Origin of the sequence: Clostridium sp. CS001, assembly GCF_020443565.1 — a bacterium.
Lineage (GTDB): Bacteria > Bacillota > Clostridia > Clostridiales > Clostridiaceae > Clostridium_AD.
The window spans coordinates 132,785-157,930 of record NZ_JAIZZN010000006.1 but is presented as its reverse complement, the minus strand read 5'-3'; the positions used below and the strand labels follow the sequence as shown (position 1 = coordinate 157,930).

Annotated in this window: 20 protein-coding genes; 19 read left to right on the top strand and 1 reads right to left on the bottom strand. The window is 31.9% G+C overall.

The genetic code is table 11. From position 1 onward, the window contains the following. Positions 1–7: 7 nt before the first annotated feature. The 16 genes from LGK97_RS06360 (at position 8) to LGK97_RS06285 (ending at position 21,172) form a co-directional block, all read left to right on the top strand. Complete coding sequence (locus tag LGK97_RS06360) at positions 8–1,333, top strand: glycine/sarcosine/betaine reductase component B subunit (RefSeq protein ID WP_226258911.1); 1,326 nt, start codon at positions 8–10, stop codon at positions 1,331–1,333. Positions 1,334–1,347: 14 nt separating this feature from the next. After that, entirely contained in the window at positions 1,348–2,658 is a 1,311-nt protein-coding gene (gene grdH, locus LGK97_RS06355) for a betaine reductase selenoprotein B (protein ID WP_226258910.1), read from the top strand. Positions 2,659–2,751: 93 nt separating this feature from the next. Next, positions 2,752–4,278 (top strand): BCCT family transporter, encoded by a 1,527-nt coding sequence (locus LGK97_RS06350; RefSeq protein WP_413228421.1) that lies wholly within the window; start codon positions 2,752–2,754, stop codon positions 4,276–4,278. 313 nt (positions 4,279–4,591) lie between these two features. Next, on the top strand, positions 4,592–6,682 hold the full coding sequence (locus tag LGK97_RS06345; RefSeq protein WP_226258909.1) for a sigma-54 interaction domain-containing protein: 2,091 nt from the start codon (positions 4,592–4,594) through the stop codon (positions 6,680–6,682). A 237-nt stretch (positions 6,683–6,919) separates the two neighbouring features. Next, positions 6,920–8,593 carry a putative basic amino acid antiporter YfcC gene (yfcC, locus tag LGK97_RS06340; protein WP_226258908.1) on the top strand — a complete coding sequence of 558 codons (1,674 nt, stop codon included), beginning with the start codon at positions 6,920–6,922 and terminating at the stop codon, positions 8,591–8,593. Between the two features lie 180 nt (positions 8,594–8,773). Then, positions 8,774–9,949, top strand: coding sequence for a beta-aspartyl-peptidase (gene iadA / locus LGK97_RS06335; protein ID WP_226258907.1), 1,176 nt, complete (start codon positions 8,774–8,776; stop codon positions 9,947–9,949). Between the two features lie 332 nt (positions 9,950–10,281). Next, positions 10,282–11,754 (top strand): SpoIIE family protein phosphatase, encoded by a 1,473-nt coding sequence (locus LGK97_RS06330; protein ID WP_226258906.1) that lies wholly within the window; start codon positions 10,282–10,284, stop codon positions 11,752–11,754. Between the two features lie 12 nt (positions 11,755–11,766). Next, positions 11,767–12,153, top strand: a complete 387-nt coding sequence (locus LGK97_RS06325; protein ID WP_226258905.1) for an ATP-binding protein — start codon at positions 11,767–11,769, stop codon at positions 12,151–12,153. Positions 12,154–12,169: 16 nt separating this feature from the next. After that, positions 12,170–14,182, top strand: coding sequence for a methyl-accepting chemotaxis protein (locus LGK97_RS06320; RefSeq protein WP_226258904.1), 2,013 nt, complete (start codon positions 12,170–12,172; stop codon positions 14,180–14,182). After that, a complete protein-coding gene (locus LGK97_RS06315; protein ID WP_226258903.1) occupies positions 14,175–14,456 on the top strand; it encodes an STAS domain-containing protein in 282 nt (93 codons plus the stop codon). The genes LGK97_RS06320 and LGK97_RS06315 overlap by 8 nt, the downstream gene beginning before the upstream one ends. Before the next feature lie 237 nt (positions 14,457–14,693). Then, positions 14,694–16,193 carry a hypothetical protein gene (locus LGK97_RS06310; RefSeq protein WP_226258902.1) on the top strand — a complete coding sequence of 500 codons (1,500 nt, stop codon included), beginning with the start codon at positions 14,694–14,696 and terminating at the stop codon, positions 16,191–16,193. 254 nt (positions 16,194–16,447) lie between these two features. After that, the gene (locus LGK97_RS06305) at positions 16,448–17,614 is read left to right on the top strand and encodes an ABC transporter substrate-binding protein (protein ID WP_226258901.1); all 1,167 of its coding nucleotides are present in this window, start codon (positions 16,448–16,450) and stop codon (positions 17,612–17,614) included. A 78-nt stretch (positions 17,615–17,692) separates the two neighbouring features. Next, positions 17,693–18,586, top strand: a complete 894-nt coding sequence (locus LGK97_RS06300; RefSeq protein ID WP_226258900.1) for a branched-chain amino acid ABC transporter permease — start codon at positions 17,693–17,695, stop codon at positions 18,584–18,586. 3 nt (positions 18,587–18,589) lie between these two features. Then, positions 18,590–19,666 (top strand): branched-chain amino acid ABC transporter permease, encoded by a 1,077-nt coding sequence (locus tag LGK97_RS06295; protein WP_226258899.1) that lies wholly within the window; start codon positions 18,590–18,592, stop codon positions 19,664–19,666. A 50-nt stretch (positions 19,667–19,716) separates the two neighbouring features. Further along, positions 19,717–20,463, top strand: a complete 747-nt coding sequence (locus LGK97_RS06290; RefSeq protein ID WP_226258933.1) for an ABC transporter ATP-binding protein — start codon at positions 19,717–19,719, stop codon at positions 20,461–20,463. Next, complete coding sequence (locus LGK97_RS06285; RefSeq protein WP_226258932.1) at positions 20,456–21,172, top strand: ABC transporter ATP-binding protein; 717 nt, start codon at positions 20,456–20,458, stop codon at positions 21,170–21,172. The genes LGK97_RS06290 and LGK97_RS06285 overlap by 8 nt, the downstream gene beginning before the upstream one ends. A gap of 131 nt (positions 21,173–21,303) precedes the next feature. Here the strand turns inward: LGK97_RS06285 and LGK97_RS06280 are convergent, their stop codons facing one another. Then, a complete protein-coding gene (locus tag LGK97_RS06280) occupies positions 21,304–23,862 on the bottom strand; it encodes a putative bifunctional diguanylate cyclase/phosphodiesterase (protein ID WP_226258898.1) in 2,559 nt (852 codons plus the stop codon). 414 nt (positions 23,863–24,276) lie between these two features. On the opposite strand from LGK97_RS06280, the gene LGK97_RS06275 reads away from it, so the two are divergent. The 3 genes from LGK97_RS06275 to LGK97_RS06265 are packed head-to-tail and all read left to right on the top strand — an operon-like array spanning position 24,277 to position 25,060. Continuing rightward, positions 24,277–24,645 carry a nucleotidyltransferase family protein gene (locus tag LGK97_RS06275; protein WP_226258897.1) on the top strand — a complete coding sequence of 123 codons (369 nt, stop codon included), beginning with the start codon at positions 24,277–24,279 and terminating at the stop codon, positions 24,643–24,645. Then, complete coding sequence (locus LGK97_RS06270; RefSeq protein WP_226258896.1) at positions 24,638–24,859, top strand: hypothetical protein; 222 nt, start codon at positions 24,638–24,640, stop codon at positions 24,857–24,859. The genes LGK97_RS06275 and LGK97_RS06270 overlap by 8 nt, the downstream gene beginning before the upstream one ends. Before the next feature lie 12 nt (positions 24,860–24,871). Continuing rightward, positions 24,872–25,060, top strand: a complete 189-nt coding sequence (locus tag LGK97_RS06265; protein WP_226258895.1) for a hypothetical protein — start codon at positions 24,872–24,874, stop codon at positions 25,058–25,060. The last annotated feature ends 86 nt before the right edge of the window (positions 25,061–25,146 follow it).

Below are 25,146 nucleotides of genomic sequence, written 5' to 3'. Positions count from 1 at the left end.
GTCAAGTATGAAATTAGAAATAGGAAACTTTTATGTTAAAGAAATAGTTTTCGGAGAAAAGGCATCTTATCTTAATGGTATTTTAACAATTAATAAAAAAGAGGCATTAGACTTTGTTATGCAAGATGAGCATATTACAGAGGCAGATTTGTACATTGCAAACCCTGGTGATATGATTAGGTTATGTCCTGTAAAGGAAGCTATAGAGCCTAGAGTTAAAGTGAACGGTGATGCACTTTTTCCAGGATATACTGGAGAACTAGGACAAGCAGGTAACGGAAGAACTCATGCTTTAAAAGAATGTAGCTTAATTGTAGTTGGAAAGCATTGGGGCGGATTCCAAGATGGACTTATTGATATGGGTGGAAAAGGCGCTGACTATACTTACTACTCACAGCTTAGAAATATAGTTCTTGTGGCTGACACAGATGAAGATTTTGAAAAACGTACACAACAAAAGAAAAACAAGGCATTAAGAGGAGCAGGACACAAGTTAGCGGAATTCATAGCATTATGTGTAAAGGACATGGAGCCTGAAGACATAGAAACTTATGAATTAGGTGCTATTACAAAAAGATCTGCAGAAGTTCAAAGCCTTCCATCTATGGTATATGTAATGCAACCTCAATCACAAATGGAAGAGGATGGATATAATGATTTAGTATATGGATGGGATGCAAACCACATGGTACCAACCTATATGCATCCAAATGAAATACTTGATGGAGCATTGGTATCAGGAAGCTTTATGCCTTGTTCATCAAAGTGGGCTACTTATGATTTTCAAAATTGCCCTACAATAAAAAGATTATATAAGGAACATGGAAAAACTATTAACTTTTTAGGAGTTATAATGTCAAATCTTAACGTTGCTCTTGAGCAAAAGAATAGATCAGCATTATTTGTAGCTCAAATAGCAAAATCTTTAGGAGCTGATGGTGCCATAGTTGCAGAAGAAGGATACGGAAATCCTGATGCTGATTTCGTTGCGTGTATAGTTGCATTAGAGGATGCAGGGGTAAAAACCGTAGGAATAACTAATGAGTGTACAGGAAGAGATGGACAATCACAGCCATTAGTAACATTAGATGTAAAATTAGATGCATTAGTATCTTGTGGAAATGTATCCGAACTTGTTGAACTGCCAGCAATGGAAACTGTTTTAGGAGAACTTGAAGCGCTAGCAAGAGATGGTATGTCTGGAGGATGGGCAAATGACGAAATAATAGGACCTTCTGTAAGAGCTGACGGTTCAATTATTATGGAGAACAATGCCATGTTCTGCGGAGATCAGGTAATAGGTTGGTCAACTAAAACAATGAGAGAATTTTAAGGGGGTGCAATAAAATGAAAAAAGCTATTATGTACACAAATCAATTTTTTGGTCAAATTGGAGGAGAAGAAAAAGCAGATTTTGCTCCTGTAATAAAGGAAGGTTTAGTTGGACCTGCTATGGAGCTTGATAAACAAGCAGATGCAGAGGTTACGCATACTATTATATGTGGCGATAATTTCATGGGTTCAAACACTGAAGAAGCAGTTAAGTCTATTATTGGATTTTTAGAGGGTAAAGAATTTGATATATTCTTTGCAGGACCAGCATTTCAAGCAGGAAGATATGGTGTTGCTTGTGGAACTATATGTAAGGCAGTAAAAGAAAGATTTAATGTACCAGTTATAACTTCAATGCATATAGAAAATCCTGGTGTGGAAATGTTTAAAAAGGATATGTATGTATTAAAGGGTGGACATAGCGCTGCAAAGATGAGAGATGATATAAAAGCTATGGCTAGCTTAGGAAACAAGCTTTTAAAAGGAGAAGAATTATTAGGAGCAGATGCTGAAGGGTATTATGCAAGAGGAATTAGACATCAGGTTTGGAGAGACGACAAAAAACCAGCATCAGAAAGAGTTGTAGAAATGCTAGTTAAAAAGTTAAATGGGGAAGCATTTGAAACAGAACTTCCAATTCCAAAACTTGATAGAGTTCCTATTGCAGCTGCTCTAAAAGATTTAAGCACAGCAAATATTGCAGTTGTTAATACAGGTGGTATAGTTCCAATAGATAACCCAGACAGAATTCAATCTGCATCTGCAACAAGATGGGGCAGATACAATATTGAAGGTGTGGACGACTTACTCGGTGGAGTTTACAAGACAATTCACGCTGGATTTGACCCTGCAGCAGCAGATGCAGACCCAGATGTAATAGTTCCTATAGACGCACTTAGAGCTCATGAAAAAGAAGGTAAAATCGGAAAACTACATGAGTATTTTTACTCAACTGTAGGAACAGGAACCACACAAGCTGAAGCAGCTAGAATGGCTAAAGAGATTATTCCTTATTTGAGAGAAGCAAAAGTAGATGCAATTATAATGGTTTCAACATGAGGAACTTGTACTCGTTGCGGTGCAACGATGGTAAAAGAATTTGAAAGAGAAGGCTTCCCTATTGTTCAAATGTGTAACTTAGTACCAGTGGCAACAACTGTTGGTTCAAATAGAATAGTTCCTACTATATCAATACCTTATCCATTAGGACATCCAGGTACTAGTAAGATAGAGCAATGGAAATTACGTTATCACAGAGTAGGGGTAGCATTAGATTCTCTTGCTACAGATATTGAAGAGCAAACAGTGTTTAAGGTAAAAATTTAAAATTTAATCAAATAAGTCTCATTGTAAAAAAGTGAGACTTATTGTTTAATAATTTTTGTCTTACACTAAAAATACTAAATAGGGGGGAAATTTGTGAAGAAAGATAGTAAAAATGCAAATATAAATATAGAAGAAAAAGGTAAAGATGTCTATTATATATCTTTAGCTATAACTTTTATTATAGTTATTTGGGCAATACTTGCAAAAGACAACTTTTCTGATTTTTCTAATGGATTACTTAAATTTTTAACAGAAAACTTTGGATGGTCATATCTTATATCTATGGTTATATTTGTTGTGTTTTCTTTGGCCTTGGCATTTAGTAAATATGGAAACATTAGGCTCGGAGCAGATGATTCTAGGCCAGAATATAGTACTAAATCTTGGTTTGCAATGTTGTTTGGAGCAGGCATGGGTATAGGACTCGTATTTTGGGGAGTAGCAGAACCAATATCACATTTTATTGCACCACCAGGTATAACTCCAGGAACTGAGGAGGCAGCCAGATTTGCAATGAAAGCCTCATTTATGCATTGGGGATTCCATCCTTGGGCAAATTATGCAATCATAGGTCTTTCTCTAGCATATTTTCAATTTAGAAAAAATAAACCTGGTCTTATAAGTAGTATATTTGAGCCACTTATAGGAGAAAAGGGTGTAAAAGGACCAATAGGTAAAACAATAGATGTTCTTGCAGTATTTGCTACAGTGGCAGGTGTAGCTACATCACTAGGACTTGGAACTATGCAAATAAACAGTGGACTTAAATATCTATTTAATATTCCAGAAACTCAAACTGTGCAGATCGCTATAATCATAATAATCTCTATAATTTATATATGGACAGCAGTTAGTGGAATTGACAAAGGTATAAAGTTAATTTCTGACGTAAATTTATATTTGGCATTTGGACTATTAGTTCTTGCATTTTTAGTAGGGCCAACGCTAAAAATAATAAATACACTTACGGACGGTATGGGATTATATTTGAATAATATATTACAAGATAGTTTATCAATTAGTGCATTCGGAGACAATTCTTGGCTTAATGGATGGAGAATATTCTACTGGGCATGGTGGATTGCGTGGGCACCATTTGTAGGAACCTTTATAGCAAGAATATCTAAGGGTAGAACTATAAAAGAATTCGTTCTAGGGGTTGTTGTTGCGCCATCTTTAGCATCCTTTATATGGTTTGCAGTATTTGGAGCAGCAGGAATTAACTTAGGAATAACAGGCGCTGTAAGCATGGATGCTTTAAAGCAAATTGCAGCTGCTCCTGAAACAGCATTCTTTGTTATTATGGCTAAATACAAACTAGGATCAATATTATCATTTATTGCAGTATTTTTGCTGGGAACATTCTTTATAACATCAGCTAACTCTGCTACCTTTGTTTTAGGTATGCTTACATCTGGTGGAGACTTAAACCCATCAAATAAAAAGAAAATAATATGGGGAGTAGTTCAAGCGCTGCTAGCAGCTTCTTTGTTACTTGCTGGAGGATTAAAAGCACTTCAAACTATCTCAGTAGCAGCAGCATTCCCATTTATCTTTGTAATGATATTTGCATGCATAGCTCTATGGAAAGCTTTAAAAAGTGAAGATATTGTATCTTAAGGTAATCGTTTAACCCGGGGGTTACATTAGAATTTAAATTTACTGAATATTTTGATGATAATCTAGATGAATAAAAGATAGAAGTGCTTAGGTACTTCTATTTTTTATTCTTCTTATAAACTTAATAATGTAAAATCAAAAGCGGAAAAAATAGTTCTATCATACCACCCTAAAGTAAGAATTCTGAAGCTTCTGTGCTTTTAGAATATAATATATAAGATGACTATGTTATAATTTTATAATAGGTTAGAATTGGGAAGCAGAACGCGAATGCGTGATGTTATATTGTTTAGTATATTTTAGGAGGAAACATATGGTTAAAGGCATAAGTTTAGTTGCAGGATCTGAATATACCAGGTTAGCATTATTAAAACAACTTGCGGAATACATAGATATTAAATGTGTAAAAAGCTATGCCACAGATGATGGGGAAGAAATAAATGAGATAATCGAAAATGATTTAATAATTATTTCAGGAGAAATTGTTAGGCAAGAGTTAATCGAAAAGAATTTGTTAAATACTAAATGTGATATCATTACAGCAAAGAGAACTATAAGCTATGATTGCATAGATGAAATAATTTTAATACCGGAAAATACAGAAGTGCTCTTTGTAAATGACGTGAAAGAAACTACCTGCGAAATTATCGATATATTTAAAGAATTGGGTATTGATCACATCAAATGTATACCATATTACCCTGGAATCACATCAATTAATGAAAGAATAAAAATAGCTATAACTCCTGGTGAGATAGATAAAATTCCTTCTTTTATAGAAAGAGTTTATGATATAGGACCAAGAATAATGGATTCCACTACAATAATAAAAATTTTGGTTAAACTGGATTTACTAGAAGAAAAATCATGTGTATTTTCTCAAAATTATCTTTTTAAAATAATTAACATTGCAAAAAAATTAGGTAAATATAATAATAAAATTATTAAGATGAATTCACATCTTAACAATGTAATTGATGGGATACAAGAAGGGCTAATTGTATATGATAAAAATGGGATAATAAATGTATTAAATGAAGATTTAAAATGCAGTTTAAAAATAAATAACAATAACTTAGTAGGTAAAAGACTTAAAGATGTGATTTATAATAAAAAACTTTTAGAATACCTTATGGATAATACAGAATTTGGTGAAAAGAAGTTTAATTTAGAGGGCGTAGATTTATCTATTAATAAATTTCAAATGGATGATAATGATTATACAGTAGCAGTATTTAAGAAATACCAGCATAGAATAAACGATAACAAAGAAAAGAATCTCATAATAAAAGGCTTAGTTGCAAAGTATTCCTTTGATGATATTATAACTAACAATTTAAGAATGCAAAAGATAAAAGATATTGCAGGAAAATTAGCAAAGACAGATTTAACTATATTAATTGAAGGAGAGAACGGGACGGGTAAAGAGCTTTTTGCTAGTGCACTACACAAAAGCTCTAGAAGAAGCAAAGAACCATTTCTAGCTGTAAATTTTAGTTCCCTACCTGATGAGCTTATTGAAAGTGAATTGTTTGGATATGAAGAGGGGGCATTTACAGGTGCAAGAAAAGGTGGGAAAATTGGGTTGTTTGAGCAGGCAAATGGGGGGACTATTTTTTTAGATGAAATAGGTGATATTTCATTAAAGGTTCAAGCGAGGCTACTTCGAGTACTTCAAGAGAAAGAAGTTATGAGAATTGGTGGTAATGCTATAATCCCTGTAAATGTTAATGTCATAGCAGCTACTAACAGAAATCTATTTAAGATGATAGAAGACGGACAGTTTAGAAAGGATTTGTATTACAGATTTAAAATAGGATACTTAAAGATTCCTGCCCTGCGTGATCGAAAAGAGGATATAGAACCGCTAATAAAATGCTTTATAAATATGGAAAGCAGAGAAGATATTAAAATTCATAGTAAAGTAATTGAAATATTAAAAAGCCATGACTGGTACGGAAATGTTCGCGAACTTAGAAATACAATAAACTATATGCTTGCTATTAGAGATAGTAATACTATAACAGTAAATGAACTACCAGATATAAATTTCTTTCAAAATTATGATATTAAAACTGATACATTAAACTCATGTAATACAGAAGTTGATAGTAGATACAAGATTGATGGAAATTCCTGTTTAACTATTGATTATTTAGATAGGGAGCTTACATATATACTAATGCAAGTATATAAATCCAATAATGAAAACATAATTATAGGAAGAAAGATTATTTCTGAAGAAAGTAAAAATAATAATCTTGATATGAGTGAAGCAATGGTAAGAACTAGATTAGATAGGTTAGAAAGAATGGGCCTAATTGTAAAAGGGAAAGGTAAAATAGGTACATGCTTAACTGACTTAGGTAAAAAAATAGCATTACAAGAATTAAACAAAATATAATATTTGCATCAGGGAAGATTATAAGCGGCTATATAGGTGATGATTTAAAGTAATGATTTAATAGATGGTGACCATTAGCATCCTACGGGTGTTTAATGGTCACCATTTATTTTTAATATTTAAAGAAGATTCTGATTTTAATAAGTTTGTTTAGGGAATTAGCTAAATTTAATGAAATTATAAATTGGCATATAAATTGCTATTATAAAAATATATAAATTATAAGGGGGAATTAAAATGGTACAAAACAAAAAGAAAAAATGGTCTTTTGAAATGCCGGATACCTATGTAATTATATTTTTTGTTGTTTTATTAGCGGCATTAGTAACTTATATTATGCCTTTAGGCAGGTTTGAAGTTAACTACAAAGCTTACAATGCTAACGAGAAAAAAATTGTAGAAGTTGCAGATGGCCAAAAAGCTTCTTTTCAGGTAAATAGTAAAAATTATATTATTGATGCTACGGGTGAAAAAACATTATTACTTGAAGAAGGTAAAGAAGAACCATTAGGGGAAATAAAAAAGAGTAAGGCAAAGGCTTTAGAAGTAAAAGAAGATACTAAGTTATCTTTTAAGGTAGTTCAGGAATATGGAAAGTTTGTATCTTCGGGAGAAAGAAAAGGGATTAAACTATTTGCAAGTGGTGGGGATGTTGGATTCCTTAACTATGTATTTGAAGGTATTGTAAAAGGTGACAAGTGGGGAAGTGCAGTAGGGGTTATTGCATTCATATTAGTTGTAGGTGGTGCTTTTGGAATAATCTTAAAAACTGGTGCAGTAGAATCGGGTATTCTTTCAATGATAAGCAAAAGTAAAGGGAGAGAGGTTATACTTATCCCCGTACTATTCATATTGTTCTCATTAGGAGGTGCTGTGTTTGGCATGGGGGAAGAATCAATTCCATTTGCTATGATTATTGTACCTCTGGTAATAGCCATGGGATATGATGCAATAGTTGGTATTATGATTACTTATTGTGCCACACAAATAGGCTTTGCAACTTCCTGGATGAATCCATTTAGTGTTGCAATTGCACAAGGAATTGCTGGTATACCTATTTTATCAGGTGCAGGATTTAGAATATTTTTATGGGTGGGGTTCACAGCAGTAGGTATATTATATACTTGGTTTTATGCTAAAAAGATTAGAAAGAATCCACTATTATCAGTTGCATATGAATCAGATGAATTCTATAGAAAAGATTTTAAAGAAAAGGACATAAAGGAGATCAAATTTACAATTGGACATAAATTAGTACTTCTTACAATAGTGTTGGGTATGGTCTGGGTTGTATATGGTGTTATAAAATATGAATACTATATTCCAGAGATTGCAACAATATTCTTTGCTATGGGACTTGCTTCAGGTATCATTGGTGTAATATTTAAGCTTAACAATATGAACATAAATGATATTTCAATTTCCTTTAGAGAAGGAGCAAAAGACTTAGTCGGAGCTGCAATAGTAGTTGGTATGGCACAGGGGATTGTTTTAGTACTTGGAGATTCGTCACCAGTAAATAACTCTGTTCTAAATACTTTACTTCATGGAATGGGTACTGCACTTAGCGGGCTTTCTTCAGGCTTGAATGCATGGTTTATGTATATGTTCCAATCCATATTTAACTTCTTTGTTGTATCTGGATCAGGACAAGCGGCTATAACAATGCCACTTATGGCACCACTTGCAGATATTGTAGGTATAAGCAAACAAGTTGCAGTACTAGCTTTCCAATTGGGGGATGGATTTACAAATCTAATTGTTCCAACTTCAGGATGCTTAATGGCTGTACTAGGTGTTGCAAGATTGGATTGGGGTAAATGGGCAAAATTCCAGATTAAATTCCAAGGTGTATTGTTTGTGCTATCTTCACTTGTAATGTTTGTAGCTGTGGCAATAGGTTTTCAATAGGAAATACACTTCAATTTTAAGGTGTTAGGTTATAAATAAAATTCAGAAGTTATGCATCTCAATATAGAAGGGGGCAGAAGTGTCCCTTTTTATTTAATACAAAACCATATTAAATATAAGATATTAATTGTTTTATAAATAGATACATATTGACATATTTATAATGAAAGGAGAACTAGCATGATAACTTTAATTAAAAGCGGGAAAGTATACTCACCACAATATATAGGAAAGAAAGATATTTTAATATGCGGTGATAAGATAGAGCTTATAGATGATAGCATCAATATACAAAATTCTGGGTTAGAAGTTAAGGTCATAGAGGCACAGGGGAAACTAGTATTTCCCGGCTTTATTGATTCCCATGTCCATATTCTAGGAGGAGGAGGAGAGGGGGGATTTAAAACTCGAACTCCAGAAATTAAATTATCTGATTTAACTGCTGCAGGAGTTACTACAGTAATTGGGTGTTTAGGCACAGACGGTGTATCAAGAGATATGAAGTCACTACTTGCAAAGGCAAGGGCACTTGAAGAAGAAGGGATATCAACATTTATATATACAGGTTCTTATAGGGTACCTGTGAAGACTATAACTGAAAATATTCAAGAGGATATTATTTTAATAGATAAGATTATTGGTGTTGGAGAAGTAGCGTTGTCAGATCACCGTTCAAGTCATCCAACCTTTGAACAGTTTGTACAACTAGTGTCAGATGCAAGAGTGGCTGGAATGTTATCTGGAAAAGCAGGAATTGTAAATGTTCATATGGGGGATGGAAAAGAGGAACTCAATTATCTAGATAGGTTAACTAAGGAAACGAATATACCACTAACTCAAATTATTCCAACACATATAAATAGAAATATATCCTTATTTGAAAAAGGTTTAGAATATGCAAGAAATGGTGGGTGTGTTGATTTCACTACAAGTACCACAGAAAAATTCCTTGAAGAAGGGGAAATGAAATGTAGTACTGGCCTTAGAATTATGATTGAGAGCGGTGTGGATATTAAGAAGATAACATTTACATCAGATGGTCAAGGGAGCCTTCCAGAGTTCGATGATAAAGGAGAATATCTTGGCCTTAAAGTTGGGAAATGTGATTCTTTATATAAAGAGGTAAGAGATGCAATAATCAATGAAAATATTAGTATAGAAAATGCAATTAGTGTAATAACATCAAATCCTGCAGAACACTTAAAACTTAAAACAAAAGGATATTTAGTGGCTGGTTTCGATGCAGATATTGTTCTGGTCGATGAAAAAGATTTAAGTATCAATACTGTAATAGCAAAGGGGCAAACGATGATTCATGAGAATAAGATTTTGGTTAAGGGTGTATTTGAGGGATAAATAGGCTGGTAATTATAAAATCTAAAGTAAAATAATATTAAAAAATGCAGGTTATTTAAAACAATTAAATAATCTGCATTTTTTAATATAAATATATACTTTATTAACTTTATTAATAGTCAGAAGTTTAGCACATAAAGGCTTTTGTGACATTATTGAATATAATTGCTTATAATTGAAAAAAGGTAAGATTTATGATACAATAAATAGTTAAGTAATTTACTCTAACAATATTTAACAAGTCAAACTCTGATAATAGTCTAAATTGCCTTCTTAGGTCTTTAATATTACACCACCGAAGGTGATGATTTAATTGGTATGGGAGTGATATAATGATCAATGAATTTGATTATTCAAAAATAGTTAATGTTTTTGAACATACAGGAGAAGATACTAAAACCATTAGTTATTCAAGTTTTTTGGAACAAGTTCTAAAAGGAATTCCAGATGTAATAGTAGTATACAGACCAGATAAAACTATTATGTTTTTAAATGAGGCAGGCTATGAATTTTATAGGACAACACCTGATGAAGTTAATGGCAAGAGATGTTTTATGCTTTTAAGTCACAATACAAAATGCGATAATTGCATTGTGCATGATACTCTTAAGAGTAAGAAAACAACAATGAAAGAAATTTATGTTTCATCAGTAAATAAATATATGGATTGTTGTTGTAATCCTGTGTTAGATAATGAAGGGAAAATAGTACTTCTTGTTGAGCAGTTAAGAGATGTTACTAAAAGAAAACACTTAGATAAGCTGCTAAAAGAAAGTGAAGAAGGGTATCGTAAAATTGTGGACCTTTCACCAGATGCAATGATTATTATGATTGATAATGAAATTGTTTTAGCAAATGAAAAAGCAGTAAAATTATCTGGATTAAATTATAGTGATATTATTGGACAAAGCATATATAAATTTACACCTGGTTACGAAAAGATAATTAGTAAAAGAGCAAAACAGTTATTAATACATAAAGAAATAAAGACTACATTTGATTACAAACATATTGGTAGTGATAGTAAAGCAATTGATATTGAGGCATCTTCAAGCTACTTGTATTATAAAGGTAAACCAGCAATCATTTCAATTCTCAGAGATGTTACTGAGAGAAAAAAAGAATTAAATGCTGCTGCTAAATTACAGAAAAATGCTTTGAAGAAGGAATTTCCTTTTACAGATAAGGCTGAATTGCAAGCAGTTTACATACCAGCCAGAACAGTTAGTGGAGATTATTATGATATTTTAAAGATAAATGATGATTTAGTTATTGGAATAATTGCAGATGTAAGTGGAAAAGGAATAACAGCTGCTCTTAGTATATCTGCCTTTAATGTCTTATTTCATGAATCAGTTTTAATTAGTAATGATCCATTACAAATTTTAAAAAATTTGAATAATAAAATAGGTGATTACTTAGAAGATAGTTATATTGCTGCATGTTGTTTTAGCCTAGATTTCAAAAATAATAAAGCAAAAGTTGTTGGTGCTGGTATTAATGAGTTTATTTTTCAAAGTTCTAAGAATAAAATTGAGGAAAGAGTAGTTAAAGGTCTTTTCCTAGGTATGTTTAAAGATAGTATATTTGATGAACAGATAATCTATTTTAAAAAAGGGGATAGATTTTGCTTTTTTAGTGATGGATTAGAATTTATCTTTGATGATAAAATCAAAGAAATTTATTTGAATTCAATAGAACTAACTGAATTTAGGAGTTACCTAACTAAATATTTAAAGAAAATGTTGATTGATGTAGAAGGAATTAAAGATGATTGCACATTACTTGCAATAGAAATAAAGTAAGGGAGCGTAATTATGATAATAAAAAGTAAAGAGTTTATTTTGTATGGGTTGGAAAATATTAAGGGAATTATTGCGAAAATAATTGCGGATTTAAATATTCTAGATAAGTGCTTTGATGTTAAATTAATGCTTACAGAAGCATTAACTAATGCCTTTATGCATGGTAACAAATGCAATGTGGACAAACCAATATATTTAAGATATGTTTATGATGGTACATATGTAAGCTTTGAAATAGAAGATTCAGGGACTGGACTTGAAAATATCATTATTCCAGAGCAAATATCAAATGAATCTTTACTAAATGATAGCGGAAGAGGATTGTTCATTATAAAATCTATGGCAGACAAAATTGAGTTAAGAAAAAATACTTTAATTATTGGAAAGTGTTTAAATTAAGAAATGGGGTATACACATGAAAAGAAGTTTAAAAGTAAAATTAAGTTTAATGTTCTTTATATTTATATCAATTCCGCTTACTGCATTGGGAGTTTATTCTTCTATTAAGACTTCAAATTCCATGAAAGAATTAACAGAGGCGAATCTAACACAGGTTACTCAAAAAACAGCAGAAAGCATTAGTTTAAATATAGAATCAGTAAATAAGTATCTTCAAACTTTAAGTTTGGATGGAGATTTCGCTAAAATATCTGCAGGCGATAATACTCTTCGTGCGGGTGTATTTGAATATTTATCAACACTTCAGAAGGAAAATAGTGATAGGATTGAAACCTTAGCTATTACAGATGCTTTCGGCACGGGAATTATAAGTAATGATAATGTAAATTTTAATTCTGACTTAAGTGAACGTGGATATGTACAGCAGGCTTTAAAGGGTACTGCAACTCAAAGTGACATTATACTTTCTAAGGCATCAAACAAGCCTGTTACAGCAATTGCATATCCTTTAAAGATTAATGATAAAGTGGTAGGTACCATAGTTGGAAGTATTAAATTTGAGAATATTTCTAAGTATGTTGCGGATGTAAAAGTAGGAAAAAGCGGATATGCATATATGATTGATAAAAACGGATTATTTGTATATCATCCTAAAAGTGAAAAGATACTTAAAGAAAATCTAGGTGAAACAGATAATGCTGAGTTAAAAGCGTTAGTAAATAAAATGAAGGCTGGTGAGACTTCCGGTGGTTATTATACATATGAGGGCAAACTTAAATTTGTAAGATTTACTCCAGTAGAAAATTGGGTAGTTGCAGTAACGGCTGATTACAATGATTACATGGCGCCAGCTACGGCTATAAAGAAAAGCACGATAATAATAGTTATAGTGTCATTAGTTATTGCAATGCTTTTAGCATATCTCTTTACAACGAGAAATATAATAAATCCTATTAAAGGCTTGGAAAAGTTAATGATAAAAGCTGGTGAAGGGGACTTAACAGTTAAAGCTGAGATAACTACTAAGGATGAAATTCAAACCTTAGGGGAATGTTTTAATATAATGATTAAACATCAATCAGATATAATAAGCAGTGTTAGAAATGGAGCTGAGGAGCTAGCAGCGGCATCTGAGGAGGTATCTGCTTCTACTGAAGAAATAAGTTCATCAACGGATCAGATTGCTGAAAGTATACAAAATGTTGCATCTAATGCAGAAAATCAAAATAATTCAATAATAGAAACATCAGAAGTTTTAGTTCAACTTTCAAGCCTAGTTCAAATAGCTCAGAAAAAAGCGCTTACTGCTAAACATAATTCTGAAAATACTGTGAGTGCAGCTAAGGAAGGAAGAATTAAGGTTAAAGAAACTGTTGAAGCTATTGAAAATATCAATAAAGCATCAATTGAAACAGAAGATACATTAAAGGTGCTAAATGAATTATCAAAACAAGTTAGTGGAATTATAAGTACAATTAACAATATTTCTTCTCAAACTAACCTGCTAGCTTTAAATGCGGCTATCGAAGCTGCAAGAGCTGGAGAACATGGAAAAGGATTTACAGTGGTAGCAGATGAAGTTAGAAAATTATCAGAACAAACCAACATTGGTTCAAATGAAATATCTTCATTGGTGAATGAAATGGTAATTCAAATAGATAGAGCTGTAGATTCAATGAGTTTGAGTAAACAAGCAGTAGATAATGGGGTTGTTATTGCTAGTGAAACAGACGAATCTTTTGTTAACATCATAGATGCTGTTGAACAAATAGCAAAAGATATTAATCAAGTAGTAGATATTACAAAAGATGAAGTAGCAAGCTCTGATCAAATAGTAAAGCTTATAGATTCTGTTGCAACTATTACTGAAACAACAGCTGCAAGTAGTCAAGAAGTTGCAGCATCAACGGAGGAGCAACTTTCTGTAATTGAGAATCTAGCTTCAAGTTCTGAGCAAACCAGTGCTATGGCTAACAACTTAAATGGTCTTGTAGAAAAATTTATAATTTGGAGTGATAAAAATGAGTGAGTTAAACATTTTAATGCCTGAAAATTTCGCTGTGGATGAAGCAGCTGATTTTAGGGAAAAAGTAAATACCCTAATAAGCAAAGGGGAAAAACAGTTTGTCCTTGATTTTTCTAAGTGCACATTTATCGACAGTACTGGACTTGGTATATTAGTAGGGATTTATAAGAAATGCACAGAATTAAATGGGAGTTTAAAGCTACATTCAATTAATGCACAAGTAATTAAAATTTTCAATTTAACAAGATTAGATAAGGTTTTTCAAATTATTAAATAAAGAAATATTATATTTTAAAATAACCATTTTCAATGAAATATATTGAGAATGGTTATTTCTACTATATAGTGATTAAATTGCAGAAGATAATGTGGATAACATTTTTTAAATTTAAGAGTTTAAAACTCATAGTAAGCAGTGTGAATTTGTTTGAATATAGCATGGAAACAAGCTATAATGTACTAAGTACAAGATGTTTTTATAATATATATTTATATAGATGTTTGGAGGTAACAGATGATTTGTAATGGCTGTAAAAGTGAATTTACCAATATTGATGGATTGAAATTTTGCCCATATTGTGGAGCGAAGATAGAAGAGGTAACAGAGATAAAAAATGAAAATACGTTACCAATGCCTGCAATAACTGACAAGGATATAAAGAAGTTTAATAAAGATAAGTTCTTTGTGTCTTTAAAGGGAACATTTAAAAAGATGAAAGTAATTATACCTATAATATTATTGCTTGCTGTTGTTTCGGGGGGAGTGTTTGCATATACAACACTTAGTGTTAAAGCAGTAGATGAAGTTAGAATAAAGGAAGACTTAATAGGTAAGGTAGTGACGCTTCCGAAAGGGACAAGCATAAAAATAACCAAGGATTACATAAAGGCATTTAGTATAAGTAGCAGAATTAAAGACAAAAATAGTGGTAACGACATGGTAAAGGTATCATTAGATTTAAACAATGGTGCTATAGAAGTAAAAACCTTACTGTCTTTAGTATATATATATGAAGGAAAAAAGCAATGGAAAATGCAAGAGGCAATTTCACTAGAAGCTGTTACAGAGTTAAAACCAGTTGTGGGAATGGATGAAAAGAAGTTCTTAGAGGGTTTAAAGAAATTAAGTATCGACATTTATGGTACTCCAAAAGTATTAGGTGCAGAGGATGTTAAAAGTCTTGGAATAACTACAAGAACACCAGATTTAGATAATAATAAAGAAGAAATTTTACTAAATATGGGCATTGATAGTGGTCTTCTAGCTGCATCAGGAAACATAAAGTGTAAGTTAGTTTTTAAAGATGAGGCTTGGAGTATTGAAGCATTGGAAAGGAATAGTGATGATGACTTTAAGTTAGTTATATCTCCTAATTTTTCTGATGAAAAGGTTATTGAAGCTATAAGAAAACAAGGCTTAGAAGAAACAGTAACTTATGAAAACTTTTTTAGTTCTAAAGGCTTTAAGGTGAAGGATAGCTTTACAAAGAGCATAAACATATCTAGTAAGAATTTTGATGCAGAAAATGGAACGTTAAATGTAACTGCTAAAAGAGAGAATGTAGCTGGACAAATAAAGTCTACATTATCAACTAAGTACACCTTCAAGATATCTTACGATGAGGTATCCTTATTAGACAAATCAAAAACCACAGTAGATAGTGGAAAGATAAATGACTTATCTACAGAATTAATAATATCAACTATTGTAAATGCTGAGATTGAAGGAAGCAACTTGTTATTTTGGTTTTCAGATAATCATAAGATAACATCTAAAGAAGCTAGCAGCTTTAAACTTAAAGATATAGTATCTAAAAATGGAATTGAAAACATAAAATATGTTTATGGAAGTATTAATTATTCGGAAAATAAAAAAAGCAAAGAGGCTGGGTTCGTAGGACTATATTTCCTTGTTTATGATGAAGCTAAAGGATATAACTGGAAGTTGAATAAATTAGTAGGTGAGGATTCACCTAATTATAATGAGTATAAAAAAACAGCTCAAAGTCAATAAAGGGTAAACACACAAAAAAATAAAAATCAAACTCTTCATGAAGTTTAGTTACATTGAAGAGTTTGATTTTTATTTTTTTGTTATGTATTTAATGTATAAATAATTTTTCAAAGAGTGATATTAATCATATTTGTGGATATATATATTATATAATCTCTAAGGAAATTTTAGTGTGATTCAATAGTTAGGTCACCTCTTCAGAGTTTAGGTACTTTTATATTTTTTAATCTTTATTAATAATTAGGAGGTAAAAAATGAAAAAAAAATTATCAATTTTGCTTACGACTCTTATGATTGCAACAATGGGGTTAAGTGGCTGCGGGAAAAAAACAGAACCAAGTGTGGACACAGGTGGAGGCGTAATTAAAATTGGAGTTTTTGAACCTTTAACTGGTGCAAATGCGGGTGGTGGAGCATTGGAACTTGAAGGGATAAAACTTGCCAATAAGCTTTACCCAGAGGTTCTTGGAAAGAAAGTTGAACTTGTAGTTTTAGATAATAAGTCAGATAAGGTAGAAGCAGCAAATGCAGCAGCGAGACTAGTAGATAAAGAAAAGGTTACAGCAATAATTGGAAGTTGGGGAAGTTCACTTTCTATGGCGGCTGGAGATATTATCAAAAAAGCACAGATTCCAACAATGGGAACTTCTTGTACAAATCCACTTGTAACAAAAGGCAATGATTATTACTTTAGAGTATGTTTTATAGATCCTTTCCAAGGAACTGTTATGGCTAATTATGCGTTCACTACATTAAAGGCTAAGAAGGTTGCCATTGTTCAGGAAGTTTCAAATGACTATGCAATTGGACTTGCAAAGTATTTTACAGATTCATTTAAAAAACTAACAGGAGATGAGGATTCTATTGTTGCAGTAACAAATTATAACACAGGGGATCAAGATTTTACAGCGCAACTTACTAACTTAAAAGCTAAAAACCCAGATGTTATTTTTGCACCTGGTAACTTTACTGAATCAGCATTAGTAATAAAACAAGCAAGACAATTAGGAATTACGACGCCGTTTATCGGTGGAGACACTTGGGAAACACCAGCATTCTTAGAAATAGGAAAAGAAGCTGTAGAAGGAGTAAACTTCTCAACATTCTTTGCTACTGAAAAACCAATTACAAAAGAATCAGAAGTGTTCCTAGCTGAGTACAGAAAAGAATATGGTGGAAAAGAACCCGCAGCAGTAACAGCACTTGCTTATGATGCTTACATCATACTTTTAGATGGTATAAAGAGAGTTGGTTCTGTTGATTCAGTTAAATTAAGAGATGAACTTGCAAAGACAAAAGACTTCCAAGGCGCAGCTGGAGTAATTAATTTTGATGAAAATCGAGATGCAGTAAAGAGTGCTGTTATCAAAGAAGTTAAGGATGGAAAATTCACATTTAAAGAAGTAATACAACCTAAATAATATTAAATTAAGACAATGCGCTTCATCCAGATGGGGTGAAGCGTATTGTAATTAATAATCGTAGGAGGGGGTGGACCTATGAACTTAGATACATTTTTGCAGCATCTTATTAACGGGATTTCCCTTGGGAGTTTATATGCACTAATTGCAATTGGGTATACAATGGTTTATGGGATATTAAGACTGATTAACTTTGCCCATGGTGATATTTTTATGATGGCAACATACTTTGCTTTTTATGGAGTATCCTTATTCATGTTACCTTGGTATTCTGCTTTTTTACTTGCAATAATTTTAACTGGTGCACTGGGAATGCTGATTGAAGTCTCTGCATACAGACCTCTTAGAGGTGCACCTAAAATTTCAATTATGATTTCTGCAATTGGAGCATCTTTTCTTTTAGAAAATATAGCAATTGTGCTATTTGGAGGAATACCGAAAGCCTTTCCGACTCCAGATATTTTTGAAAGAATGGTTCAAATCGGAAACATATCCGTGCAGAGATTGACTTTTGTTATACCTGTAGTTACACTTGTTCTTTTATTTTTATTGTTATATTTAATTAATCATACAAAGAGTGGCATGGCAATGAGAGCAGTTTCAAAAGATTATGAAACAGCTGGTCTTATGGGTATAGATGTAAATAGAACAATTTCTTTTACCTTTGGAATAGGGTCTATGCTTGCAGCCGTGGGAGCACTTATGTGGGCTTTAAAATTTCCGCAGATTGCACCACTTATGGGTATTATGCCAGGACTTAAGTGTTTTATAGCAGCGGTTATTGGAGGAATAGGAAATATCAAAGGTGCTGTTATTGGAGGATTTATCTTAGGTGTAGGTGAAATTATGCTTGTTGCATCTTTTCAAAATTTATCAGGATATAGGGATGCATTTGCATTTATATTCCTTATCGCTATACTTCTACTTAAGCCAACAGGCATTATGGGCGAAAAAATATCGGAGAAGGTGTAGAATATGAAAAAGAGGAATTTTATTTTAACCATAATTTCTATACTGATTTTAATAGGAGTATTATTTATTGTAGATAGGAATTTTGATCATTATAATACAAGAATACTAAACTTATGCGCTATTTATGTAATACTTGCACTAAGTATGAATCTGATAAATGGGTTTACTGGATTATTTTCACTTGGACATGCTGGTTTTATGGCAGTGGGAGCTTATACAACAGCACTTCTAACAATGTCAGCAGATATGAAGGTGCAGAACTTTTTTTTAGCACCTATCATTAAACCCTTAGAGAATATAACCCTGCCCTTTTTACCAGCGCTACTTATAGCAGGCCTGGTTTCAGCATTTGTTGGATATTTGATTGCAACACCGGTATTAAGATTAAAAGGAGATTATTTGGCAATAGCCACTTTAGGATTTTCAGAAATCATAAGAGTTGTGTTTACAAATACGCAAACAATAACAAATGGAGCTTTAGGGTTAAAAGGGATTCCATCTACAACTAACATATGGTGGACTTTTGGGACAGCAGTGGTTACCGTTGCTATCATTGCATCTTTGATAAATAGCTCCTATGGAAGAGCTCTAAAAGCAATAAGAGAAGATGAAGTTGCAGCCGAAAGTATGGGGATTAATTTATTTAAACATAAAGTATTGGCCTTTACAATTGGTGCCTTCTTTGCAGGTATAGGAGGAGGACTACTAGGAAACTTATTAGGCACAATAGATCCACTTATGTTTAGATTTGTCTTAACCTTTAACATACTACTTATTATAGTACTTGGCGGTATGGGAAGTATAACAGGAACCATTATTTCTGCTTTTATGGTAACAATTGCAGGAGAGGCGCTACGGTTTCTGGATGAGAGGATGGACTTTGGGTTTATAACAATTCAAGGAGTACCTGGGCTTAGAATGGTTGTATTTTCAGCACTACTTATGCTAGTGGTAATCTTTTTCCGGCATGGACTTATGGGTACCAGAGAGTTTAGTTTTGACAAAGTAATTGATAAATTCAGCAAAAAACCACCTACAAATTTTAAAGGTACGCCACTTGCAAAAGGGGGCGAAGAGTAGTGATAGAGTTTAAGAAGGAAGCAAACACAGTGCTTAAGATAGAAAATCTAATGATGCAGTTTGGAGGACTTACTGCAGTAAAGGATTTTAATCTTCACTTAAATAAGGGAGAAATAGTGGCATTAATAGGACCTAATGGTGCAGGTAAAACTACAGCCTTTAATATGGTTACAGGCGTATATAAACCAACTGCAGGGAAAATTTATTTTAATAATAAAGATATTACAGGAGTAAGACCAGATTTAATTACTAAAACAGGAATTGCAAGAACCTTTCAAAATATAAGATTGTTTAAGGATTTATCCGTGCTTGACAATGTTCTGATTGCAAATCATTTAAATATAAAGTCAAATTTTGTAGATGCAGTTTTAAGGCTTCCACGATATAAAAAAGAAGAAAAGGCAATGATGGAAAAGTCTCTTAATTTACTTGAAAAAGTAGGGTTACTAGATTTGAAGCATGAAAAAGCACATTCCCTTCCTTATGGAAAGCAAAGAAGGCTGGAAATTGCCCGGGCAATGGCAACCAATCCAGAAGTTTTACTTTTAGATGAACCAGCAGCGGGAATGAATCCAAAAGAAACAGAGGATTTAACACTTTTTATTAAACAAATTAGGGACGAATTTAACCTAACCATATTTATGATAGAACATCACATGCAAGTGGTAATGGGAATATCCGATAGAATTTATGTTTTTGACTATGGTGTTACTATAGCAGAAGGAACCCCATATGATATTCAAAATAATCAAAGGGTTATTCAGGCATATTTGGGGGTGAGTGAAGATGATGCTTAAAGTTGATAATTTAGTAGTTGCTTATGGTGGAATCGAAGCTTTAAGAGGAGCAAGCATGGAGGTTGAAGAAGGAAAAATTGTAACATTAGTTGGAGCCAATGGTGCGGGAAAGAGCACCTTGCTTCGATCTATTGTAGGCCTAGTAAAAGCTAAAGATGGAACAATTAAGTATTTAGATAAAGATCTTATGAGTATTAAACCTCAAAATATAGTTAGGCATGGAATCACTTTGGTTCCAGAGGGAAGAAGGGTTTTTGCAGACCTTACGGTGCTTGAAAATCTAAAGCTAGGAGCATTCTCAAGAAAAGATGATAAAGAAATTAAAAAAGATATGGAATGGGTATATACTCTTTTTCCGCGTTTAGAGGAAAGAACTTGGCAACAAGCAGGAACTTTATCTGGTGGGGAGCAACAAATGCTTGCAATTGGAAGGGCATTAATGTCAAGACCAAAACTATTAATGATGGACGAACCTTCCTTAGGTCTTGCACCATTAATTATTAAAGATGTATTTAATATTATTAAAGAAATTAATAAGCAAGGTGTGACTATCCTACTCATTGAGCAAAATGCTAACGCAGCCCTACATATTGCAGATATAGGATATGTGATAGAAACGGGGAAAATCACTATTAAAGGAAGTGGAAAAGACCTTCTAAACAATGAAGCTGTAAAGAAGGCCTATCTAGGAGAAAGTGTTCACGTATAAGGATAATAATCGCTAAGCTTAAAAGTAAGCTATAAAAATAAAATAGTTGCTAATGGTGAATCTTAAAAACCCTTAGCAACTATTTTTTTGTTAAAACTTTTAAGGCGCATATTTCTAATTATTGATTGCTATCATTGCAGGATAGAAGAGGATGATTTAATTATTAGTTTGTCTAAAAAGTTATCATTATATATTTTTTCAGCATCATCTACCTCTAAAGGCTTGCTAAATAGATACCCTTGAATATAGTTACAACCAGCTACTTTCAGACGGTTAAAGTGCTGCACATCCTCTATTCCTTCGGCGACTACTTCAAGGTTTAGACTATGTGCTAGGGAAATTAAACTATCCATTACTTTAATATTTTCAAGTTCCAAAAATTTATCGTTTAGGGATTTGTCTAGTTTTATTTTATCTACAGGTAAAAAGGTTAAATAGCTGAGGGAAGAGTAGCCTGTACCAAAGTCATCGAGTGCTATTTTTATCCCTAGAGCTCTTAATTCATTAAGGAACTTAATGGTTTCCTCTTTTTTTTCTAGAAATATACTTTCGGTAATTTCTATATTTATATACTTAGCATCTATATGGAACTCTCTTAATGTATCTGTTAAAAAAGTTACATAACTCAAGTCATTTAGTTGCTTTGCAGAAAAATTAATAGCTATAGGTTTTAAAATGAATCCTTTATCCTTCCAAGTGGCTATTTGTTTGATTGTCTCTCTGGTTACCCATCTTCCAATTTCAATAATAATCCCTGTTTCTTCTGCTACAGGTATAAACTCTGCAGGAGAGATGTGATGATCCTTTAGTCTTAAAAGAGCTTCAAAACCTACAAGGGCTCCTGTATTTGAGCACACTTGTGGCTGATATAAAAGCTTTAATTCATTTAGTTCTATTGCCGCTCTTAAAATTTTTTCTATTTTAATCTGAGTTTGTAAATTTGTTGTCATTTCTTGATTGAAAAACATATAGTTGTTTTTACTAGAATTTTTTACTTTATACATAGCCATATCAGCATTCATAAGCAATTGATCAACACAATTACTATCAAAAGGATATAGGGTGATACCAATACTACAACTTATATAATTCATGTCACCTTCGATTAATAACCTATTTCCAAAAATATTAATTATATTTTTTGCGTAACTTTCAATTTGAAGAATATCTTTTTCATTTTGAATTAAAATAAAAAATTCATCTCCCCCGAATCTTGATACATATACTTTTTCATCTTTAATATTTGAAAGTTCTTCCGCAACCCTTTTTAAAACTCTATCACCATAGGTATGACCTAGGGTATCATTAATTACCTTAAAGTTATCAAGATCTAGAAGTATTACAGCACCAAACCTATTATCATTTAATTGTGCTTCAAGCATATTTATAAACTTTCTTCGATTTGGTAGGTTTGTTAAGGAATCATGATAAGCCAGATGGCTTATATATTCTCCCTGCTCCGTTATTTCATCAAATTGAGCTCTAAGTTCTTCATCGGATGCTGCTAACTGTTGATAGGTTGCCGATAGTTCTTCATTTGATGCCTGTAACTCTTCTTCATGTTCTTTTAACTGAAAAAAGTAATTATCTGTTTTGTCTAGAATTTTATTTATAGAAGAAACTACACCAAAGAAAGTATCATTTTCTACTATAGGCAACCTATATCTTATGTTTTTTTCTATATCAATTTGGTCAATTCCATGATCTAATAGGGTTACTGGCCTGATAACATTCCTGTGTTGTGCAAAGAGAAGTATCAAAAGCATTATAATAGCTATAATAGTTGATTTTATAAATAACATATAGATAGAGGAATAAACCTTTTCGGTAGAAAGACATAATACGAGAGCATTATTAATTTCTCCTTTGAGAAAAACAGGTACATATATGGTTAATACATTTGCATTGTTTTTTTTATAATAGGAGTCTTTTGCAGAAATAACTCCATCTAGTGCCTTCTGCATTTCCAGTTTGTTATCTTTGTCATGAGTCATTCCTATATCAGCTACAGTTGAATCTGCAATGGAGTTTAAGTTTTTATCAATAATAAGCACATTAAGAATATTTTCTCCTTGTGCCAACTTTTCAACAAGATTTTGAAAGTTGAATTTATATGTGAGGCTTTCGATTTCATTAGCTCTTATCCCTACTTGTATAAAGCTACCATCTGAATTTCTAAAATATCCATATTTATTATAATTATTTGATTCAGTATCTTTTCTTATATCCTCCATAAGTTCATCCATTCCACTTATCCTAAACTTTTCTACAGGATGGTCTTTTGGTGATTGCCAGCCAACATAGCTTTCAATATTAGAAAAAATGACCTTACCATCAGAAGAGTAGTAGTTTATTTCAGCAACAACCAGTGTACTTGCTATATCTTTAAGTAAATCATTGCTCAAAGATTCTTCATTTGCCATTGTAGCTTTTGCAATTGTCCTAATTTTATCCTCAACCATTTTATTAATAAGTTCCAGTGAAACTTCATTTTCATCTAGCTGTGAAACAGTTTTTTTTGCAAGGGTAATTCCATCTAATTTCATCTGCTCTAAAAGTAAACTTTTGCTTGTATAAAAACTAATAACACTTATTATAACTATAGCAAGCAAACCGATTACTAAGGGTATATAAATTAACTTGTATTTATTTACTATTATATTTTTAATTTTATGGTCTTTATTATGCATAACTGCCTCCTTTAAAATGGCATAATTTAAGCTTTGTTAAATAAGCCATTTTTACGAAATCACCTAAAAATAGAATGTCTGAATTATTGTCAGAATATATATTATATTATGACTTATTAATTCGATATAATAGTTCGAAATCCTTCAATTTGGGACAAATTATTTAAGTTGGGTTATTTTATATTCAGTTATGTAGAACAGTTAAGAAGTTTTAGATATAAGCATGTTCAACGATAGATAAATATTGGACTTGTTTATTTTTATATGATATAAAGTTAATGTAGCAATTTATCACTTTTGTGGTAACATTGATTATCCAAAGTATAAAATAGATATAATTAATAATAGATGATAAAAACGTAAGAGTAACATGCCACTTGCCACGTGGGTGGAACTAAAGGAGTGATTTGGGCTATGGATACAAATAATTTAATAGAAAAACTTGTGCGAACATACAATGTGGATTCAGTAGGCATGTTTGGGAGTAGAGCAAGAGGGGACCATAGAGAAGATTCAGATTATGATATATTTATAATTGGAGAATTGACCATAGATGATGAGTTGATTCTTGAAGAAAAATTAGAAACCGTATTAGAAAAAAATGTAGATTTAATTAGAATAAATAAAGAGACTGACAGGATGTTATTAAAAAATATTTTTAATGAGGCCATAGTTATTTATAATAAAGATAATTCTTATGAAAAAATGTATGATTGGATTGAAAATTTTTTTAAGGAAAACACTGATTTTATTCATATGAGGGAGCGTGACTTAATTGATTAATAAGGATAGAATTTTAAAGTTATTAAAAGATTTTAAAGAATTGAAAAATGATATTATAGAATGTATAGATATTGCAGAATGCTGTGAAGATGAAAAAATGAAAAAACTTTTATATCACAGTATTAGAGCATACTTCTTAGATTTTCACATATTATGTGAGGATTACATATCTATAAATTTAAAAGCCATCAATAAATTTAGGATCGATATATAAGCAATAGAGGGAATGGAAATAATTAAAAAATCAAATAATGTAAGTGATAATTTCATGAATTTTTATATAACTTCAAGACGGTTAAGAAATAGATTAGCACATAGATATAAAATGCCAAAAGATGAAGAGCTACTTTTAAATCTAAAAAATAACATATCCTATATTGACGAATTAGAAGAGGGAATTAAAAAGTATATTTAATTTATGATATTCTGAACAAAATGGAGGAATGACAAATGAGTAAGTTTTCAAATTTGCTTAGATTACTTATTTTATTAAAAAGTAAA